General features: G+C 64.8%; 6 protein-coding genes and 1 pseudogene. 3 read left to right on the top strand and 4 right to left on the bottom strand.

The features are described from left to right. The 4 genes and pseudogenes from CIC12_RS00840 to gcl form a co-directional block, all read right to left on the bottom strand. Nucleotides 1-91 (bottom strand): annotated as a pseudogene (locus tag CIC12_RS00840) (peptidoglycan-binding protein LysM); the annotation flags it as partial. 752 nt (nucleotides 92-843) lie between these two features. Beyond that, complete coding sequence (locus tag CIC12_RS00835) at nucleotides 844-1,752, bottom strand: 2-hydroxy-3-oxopropionate reductase (RefSeq protein ID WP_168661266.1); 909 nt, start codon at nucleotides 1,750-1,752, stop codon at nucleotides 844-846. 81 nt (nucleotides 1,753-1,833) lie between these two features. Further along, entirely contained in the window at nucleotides 1,834-2,643 is an 810-nt protein-coding gene (hyi, locus tag CIC12_RS00830; protein ID WP_168661264.1) for a hydroxypyruvate isomerase, read from the bottom strand. Nucleotides 2,644-2,769: 126 nt separating this feature from the next. Beyond that, nucleotides 2,770-4,545: a glyoxylate carboligase gene (gcl, locus tag CIC12_RS00825; protein ID WP_168661262.1), complete on the bottom strand. Its 1,776-nt coding sequence runs from the start codon at nucleotides 4,543-4,545 to the stop codon at nucleotides 2,770-2,772. Between the two features lie 162 nt (nucleotides 4,546-4,707). Between gcl and CIC12_RS00820 the strand changes: the two genes are divergently transcribed. From CIC12_RS00820 to CIC12_RS32870, 3 genes are all read left to right on the top strand, one after another. After that, nucleotides 4,708-5,622, top strand: a complete 915-nt coding sequence (locus tag CIC12_RS00820; RefSeq protein WP_168661260.1) for a substrate binding domain-containing protein — start codon at nucleotides 4,708-4,710, stop codon at nucleotides 5,620-5,622. A 169-nt stretch (nucleotides 5,623-5,791) separates the two neighbouring features. Then, nucleotides 5,792-6,697 (top strand): RNA polymerase sigma factor, encoded by a 906-nt coding sequence (locus CIC12_RS00815; protein ID WP_168661258.1) that lies wholly within the window; start codon nucleotides 5,792-5,794, stop codon nucleotides 6,695-6,697. Next, nucleotides 6,687-6,772: zf-HC2 domain-containing protein (locus CIC12_RS32870; RefSeq protein ID WP_238812278.1), on the top strand; the 86-nt coding region annotated here is incomplete at its 3' end. The genes CIC12_RS00815 and CIC12_RS32870, both read left to right, overlap by 11 nt.

Genomic DNA, 6,772 nt, shown 5'->3' with positions numbered 1-6,772 from the left:
GATCGGGCGCGGCGGGGGCGGCTTGCGCGGGCGTAGAGGCGGCGCCGAACAGCTTTTCGCCGGCTTCCTTGATGAAACTGAGAATACCCATCGATCACTCTCCTGACGTGGTGGCGCAAAAGCAATTTACGCACGGGTTAGGCACTGGTTGAGAAATCAGGCAAACGCTAAGGACAACACGCGCTGTGACAGGCAGGACGCCATGCCCAGGCGCCACCACCAGAAACGACTCAGGGGCGCGTGGTGTCCGTCACGCGTGCAGCCGGACTCAACGAGTGTAGGAGAAAAGCGCGCGACGATGTGTCAAAAAAGGTTCGCTGGAAGGCGGGGAGTTGCAAGCAAATGCAAACGGACGTGCAAGCGGACGCGAGCCGTGATTGCCATTGCCGCGCGTGGTTGCCGCGGCGACTGGCGCGTGGCGGAAAAAGCATGATGATGAATCCGACAGCCGGACACCCGACGACGACGTCTGACCGACCAAGGCTTCCCCGGCATCGCCGGGCGCCGCTGCGGACCCCACTTGCCGCTCTCAGCCCAGAGCGGCACGATTTGCCCGCGACGCCGCGCATGCTGCGCGACGAACGGGCGCCCCACCTGTGATTGCCGTGATGCCGACGATGCGCCGACCACGGCAATCGGTATGACGGTTTGATGTATTTTGTGTACGTATGCGTCACCTGTCTTGCTGACGACGCTTGCGGCATGCCTCCCCGCTTGGCCTGTCGCTTTATTGCATGACGGGTTGCGCTTCGCTGCTGTGCGTGGGTACGGCTCACGCAGCAGCGGGCACATGCGACGCAGCCCCTGCAAAAAGTGCTGTCGCGCGCCTTCCGGCGAACCGCGTCAAGCCGCCTTGGCTTCGCTGCCCGGCGCCTGGGCGACTTCGTAGTTCGCCATGATTTCCAGCGCGCGCACCATCGCCGAGTGATCCCAGGCCTTGCCGCCGTTCGCCGCGCAGACGCTGAACAATTGCTGCGCGCTCGCGGTATGCGGCAGCGCAATGCCGAGCTTGCGTGCGCCGTCGAGTGCGAGGTTCAGATCCTTCTGATGCAGTTCGATACGGAAGCCCGGATCGAACGTGCGTTTGGTCATGCGCTCGCCATGCACTTCCAGAATCCGCGACGACGCGAAGCCGCCCATCAGCGCGCGGCGCACCCGCTCCGGATCGGCGCCAGAACGCGACGCAAACAGGAGCGCTTCGGCCACCGCCTCGATGTTCAGCGCGACGATGATCTGGTTCGCCACCTTGCACGTCTGGCCCGCGCCGTTCTCGCCGATCAGCGAGATGTTCTTGCCCATCAGTTCGAACAGCGGCTTTGCCTGCGCAAAGGCTTTTTCCGGGCCGCCCACCATGATCGTCAGCGACGCTTCGCGCGCGCCGACTTCACCGCCCGACACCGGCGCGTCGAGATAGTCGACGCCCAGCGCGTTGATCTTTTTCGCGAAGGCTTGCGTGTCGAGCGGGGAGATCGAACTCATGTCGATCACGAGCTTGCCCTTCGCGAGACCGGCGGCGACGCCGTCGTCGGCGAACAGCACGTTGGCGACGTCAGGCGTGTCTGGCACCATGATGACGACGATGTCGGCGGCCTGCGCGACGGCGGTTGAACTGGCGACCACGCTGGTCGTCCGGGCGAGGTCTTCCGGTACCGGATAGGCGCCGTTCACGAACAGCGAGTGACCGCCCTTGATGAGGTTGCGCGCCATGTGCGCGCCCATGATGCCGAGCCCGATGAAACCGATCTTTGCCATGTGTCTGAATCTCCAGTGTTGTTTGATGTGCCTGCGGGCACTTCCTGCGGCGCGTGAAACGTGACGCGCCCGACTTGCCGCTCAAGCCGCCACGTGCGCCGCGCCGCGCGTTTGCCCGGCCACGCTCTGCACCCAGCAAAGGCCGGCGGCAGTGGTCGTGCGCGGCTTGTACTCGCAGCCGACATAGCCGTCATAGCCGATCGAATCGAGCAGCGAGAACAGATAGGGGTAGTTGATTTCGCCGGTGCCCGGTTCGTTGCGTCCCGGGTTGTCGGCGAGCTGGATGTGCGCGATCTGCGCCAGGTTCTTCGTGATGGTCGCCGCGAGTTCGCCTTCCATCCGTTGCATGTGATAGATGTCGTATTGCAGGAACAGATTGTCCGAGCCGACCGCGCGAATCACGTCGAGGCCTTCGCTCGAACGGTTCAGCGCGAAGCCGGGAATGTCGTACGCGTTGCAGGGCTCGACCAGCAGTTTGATGCCGGCCTTCTTCAGTTCGCCCGCGGCGAAGCGCAGGTTGTCGACGATCGTCGTGCGCCCCTTGTCCGCATCGACACCTGCCGCCGGAATGCCGACGAGGCAATTCAGCTGCGGCACCTTCAACGCGCTCGCGTATTCGATCGCGCGTCCCACGCCTTCCTGAAATTCGCCCACGCGATCCGGCAGACAGGCGATGCCGCGTTCGCCTGCTTCCCAGTTGCCCGCCGGCAGGTTGTGCAGCACGAGCTTCAGACGGTTCTGCTGCAGGCGTTCGCTCAACTCGGCGATCTGATATGGATACGGAAACAGGAATTCGACGGCGTGAAAACCTGCGTCCGCCGCCGCCGCGAAGCGCTCGAGGAACGGGACTTCGTTGAACAGCATGGTGAGATTCGCTGCGAATTTCGGCATGGTGCGTGTGTCTCTCTGGTCGGTCAGTGAAATAGGTCTTGAGGCTTCCGGCGACAGCGAAGGGCAGGTCGGCATGGCGACGCCGCCCGTCGCATTCATCGTTCAGTGATGCGCAACGGCGGGCGCTCAGTCGAGTATGCTGATCGCGGTCGGCGCATCTTCGCGCGTCGCTGCGAGTTCCTCGAACTCGTTGATCGCGTCGATCTCCGTGCCCATCGAGATGTTGGTCACGCGCTCGAGTATCACTTCGACGATCACCGGCACGTTGAACTCGGCAAGCATCGACTGCGCTCGTTGCAACGCGGGCTTCAGTTCTTCCGGCTTGAACACGCGGATCGCCTTGCAACCCAGACCTTCGGCCACCGCGACGTGATCCACGCCATAACCGTTGGTCTCCGGCGAGTTGATGTTCTCGAAGCCGAGCTGCACGCAGAAATCCATTTCGAACGCGCGCTGCGCCTGGCGGATCAGACCGAGGTACGAGTTATTCACCACCACGTGCACATAGGGCAGCTTGAATTGCGCGCCGGCCGCGAGTTCCTCGATCATGAACTGGAAGTCGTAGTCGCCCGAGAGCGCGACGATAGGCCGTTGCGGATCGGCTGCGCGCACCCCGAGCGCCGCCGGAATCGTCCAGCCGAGCGGGCCCGCCTGACCGCAGTTGATCCAGTTGCGCGCCTTGTACACATGCAGGAATTGCGCACCGGCGATCTGCGACAAGCCGATCGTGCTCACATAGCACGTGTCGCGACCGAACACCTGGTTCATCTCTTCGTAGACGCGCTGCGGCTTCATCGGCACGTTGTCGAAGTGCGTCTTGCGCAGCATGGTGCGCTTGCGCTGCTGGCAATCGGCAACCCAAGCGCTGCGGTCTTTGAGCTTGCCGGCGGCCTTCCATTCCAGAGCCACTTCGACGAACAGTTCGAGCGCGGCTTTCGCGTCCGACACGATGCCGAGATCCGGGCCGAACACACGGCCGATCTGCGTCGGTTCGATGTCCACGTGCACGAATTTGCGGCCCTTCGTGTAGACGTCGATGCTACCCGTGTGACGGTTCGCCCAGCGGTTGCCGATGCCGAGCACGAAGTCGGATGCGAGCATCGTCGCGTTGCCGTAGCGGTGCGACGTTTGCAGGCCCACCATGCCGGCCATCAGCGGATGATCGTCGGGAATCGCGCCCCACGACATCAGCGTCGGGATCACCGGTACGCCGAGGGTTTCGGCGAACGTCACCAGCAGGTCTTCAGCCGCCGCGTTCAGCACGCCGCCACCGGAGACGATCAACGGCTTGTCGGCATCGTTGAGCATGGTCAGCGCGGCTTCGATCTGCTTGCGCGACGCCTTCGGCTTGTAGACCGGCAGCGGTTCATACGTGTCGATGTCGAATTCGATTTCCGCGAGCTGCACGTCGATCGGCAGGTCGACCAGCACCGGACCCGGACGGCCCGAGCGCATCAGATGGAACGCCTGCTGGAACACGCGCGGCACCAGCGCGGGCTCGCGCACCGTCACGGCCCACTTGGTGACGGGCTTGGCGATCGATTCGATGTCCACGGCCTGGAAGTCTTCCTTGTATAGACGCGCGCGCGGCGCCTGACCCGTGATGGCGAGAATAGGGATCGAGTCGGCCTGCGCGGAGTACAAACCGGTGATCATGTCGGTGCCGGCGGGGCCCGAGGTACCGATACACACGCCGATGTTGCCCGGTTGCGCCCGCGTATAGCCCTCGGCCATGTGCGACGCGCCTTCGACGTGGCGCGCCAGCACGTGGCTGATGTTGCCGGCCTTGCGCATCGCCGAGTAGAACGGGTTGATCGCGGCGCCCGGCACGCCGAACGCGGTGTCGATGCCTTCTTTTTCGAGCACCAGCACGGCTGCGTCGACGGCTCTCATCTTGGCCATGAATGTCTCCTGAATGTCTGGGATTGGGGCGAATTCAAGCGTGTTGCGGCCACTGTAGGCCCGACCTGAAGGTTTGATAAGATCAGCGCGGGTCGCTTATTCCGAAACAAAAAGTATTGAATGGGCGCGACAGTCACCGGTTCTGCAGGGGAGGAGACAGCGATGGACCGCTTCAAACAGATCGAAACCTTCGTGCGGGTCGCGGACGCAGGCAGCCTCGCGGCTGCCGCGCTGGAGGAGGGCGTCTCGCCGGTGATTCTCGGCCGCCGCATCGACGCGCTCGAAAAGCGCCTCGGCGTGAAGCTGATGTACCGCTCGACGCGGCGGCTCGTGATCAGCGAAGAGGGCGCCGCGTTTCTGGAACGCTGCCGCGGCCTGCTGGCCGAGTGGGACCAGGCGGAAAACGAACTGAGCGCCGGACGCCGTGCCGTAAACGGCCATCTGATCGTATCGGCGCCGGCCGCGTTCGGGCGCAAGCACGTTGCGCCTCTCGCGCCGGCGTTTCTTGCCGACAAGCCGGAGTTGCAGGTGTCGTTCAATCTGACCGACCGGGTCGTGGACCTGGTGCGCGAGGGCTATGACCTGTCGATCCGCATCGGCGGCGCGGTCGATCCGAACTTCGTCGCGGTGAAGCTGGCGTCGAACCGGCGCGTGGTGTGTGGCACGCCCGACTACTTCCGTCGGCACGGCAAGCCGAAAACGCTAGACGATCTGCCGCACCACAACTGTCTTGCGTTCAATCTGCAAGGCGGGCAGAACCGTGGCTGGTATTTTCGCCGCAACGGCAAGCTGGCGACCGTGCGCGTGGGCGGCACGCTCGACTGCAACGACGGCGAACTGCTGCATCGTTGGGTATCCGAAGGACTTGGGCTCGGCTGGCGCTCCACGTGGGAAATCCAGCAGCAGCTGGCGCGCGGCGAACTCGAAACCGTGCTCGACGAATTCGCGCTGCCCGACTACGACATTCTCGCGGTCTACCCGCAGCAGCGCTATGTGCCGGCCCGGGTGCGCTATTTCATCGATTATCTGAAAGAGGTGTATGCGAGCGAGGATTACTGGAACCGGCCAGCTTATTAAAAAAGGGCGCGGGTGGCGAGGGCAATGAGCGAGGCGCGGAGTGTGCGCACCGATCTTTTGGCGGATTCGCGGCGGTGGCGGGAATAAACTCGGCGTGTGGCCGGTTATGCGACGAAAGGAACGTGACGACGAGCCGCACAGCCTAGCCGCAATGCCCTGGAGGGCCGAGGTGGTCCAGACCGAAACCGATGCCGACGCCCCCGGGCGAGGCGAAACCGATGCAGCAAGGAGCCGCCGTTTCCAGCAGCTCGCGCTGCCGCACCTGGACGCCGCGTACAACCTCGCGCGCTGGCTGTGCGGTAACGCCAGCGACGCGGAGGACGTCGTGCAGGAAGCCTTCATGCGTGCGTTCCGCTTTTTCGATACGTTCCGCGGCGATTCCGCACGGCCGTGGTTGCTGGCGATCGTGCGCCGCACCTGGTACACCGAGTGGCGCCGCCGCGCGTCGCCACACGAAATGCTCGAATTCGACGACACCATGGACGAGGCCACTTTCGACGGCTGGAGCGCGGGCGGCGCCGATCCGCAGACGCTCCTGATCCGCGACGAGGATACGAGGCGGGTGCACGAGGCACTGGCGCTGCTGCCGGTCGAGTACCGGGAAGTGCTGATTCTGCGGGAACTCGAAGAGATGGGTTATCGGGAAATCGCCGCGGTGGCCGATGTGCCGATCGGCACGGTCATGTCGCGGCTCGCGCGCGGGCGTCGCAAGCTGGCCGCGCTGCTGGTGGACACGCAGGGCGTGGCGGGCGGTGGTGGGGCGATGGGTGGCGCGTCGGCGGGGGGCACGGCTGACGCGCGTAACGGCGCGCCGTCTTCCAGGCATTGGCGATCCGCCGCTTCTGCGCCGCCAACGGGAGCGGATTGCGCCGATCCGCGTGAGAGCGGTCGCGCGGCTGGTACGCGCGCTGCCGAGCCGGGCGGCGGCAACGACGCTCGCGCTGCGGTACCCGTCGCCGGCAAGCCGCCTGGCGCGACGGTCACGCCACTCCGGGCGTCTGCGAACGGCCGGCCTCTCAACATCCCCGGCGGCAACGCCGTCGACCCAGCCAGGGAGACGCCGGATGGACTGTAACGAAGCGCGGCCGCTCCTCGATGCGAATGCCGATCACGAATTGCCCGCGCCGGATGCACGGCGCGTCCAGCAGCA

Origin of the sequence: Paraburkholderia sp. SG-MS1, from assembly GCF_012275575.1 — a bacterium.
GTDB lineage: Bacteria > Pseudomonadota > Gammaproteobacteria > Burkholderiales > Burkholderiaceae > Paraburkholderia.
This window is presented reverse-complemented; position numbering and strand designations above follow the sequence as displayed.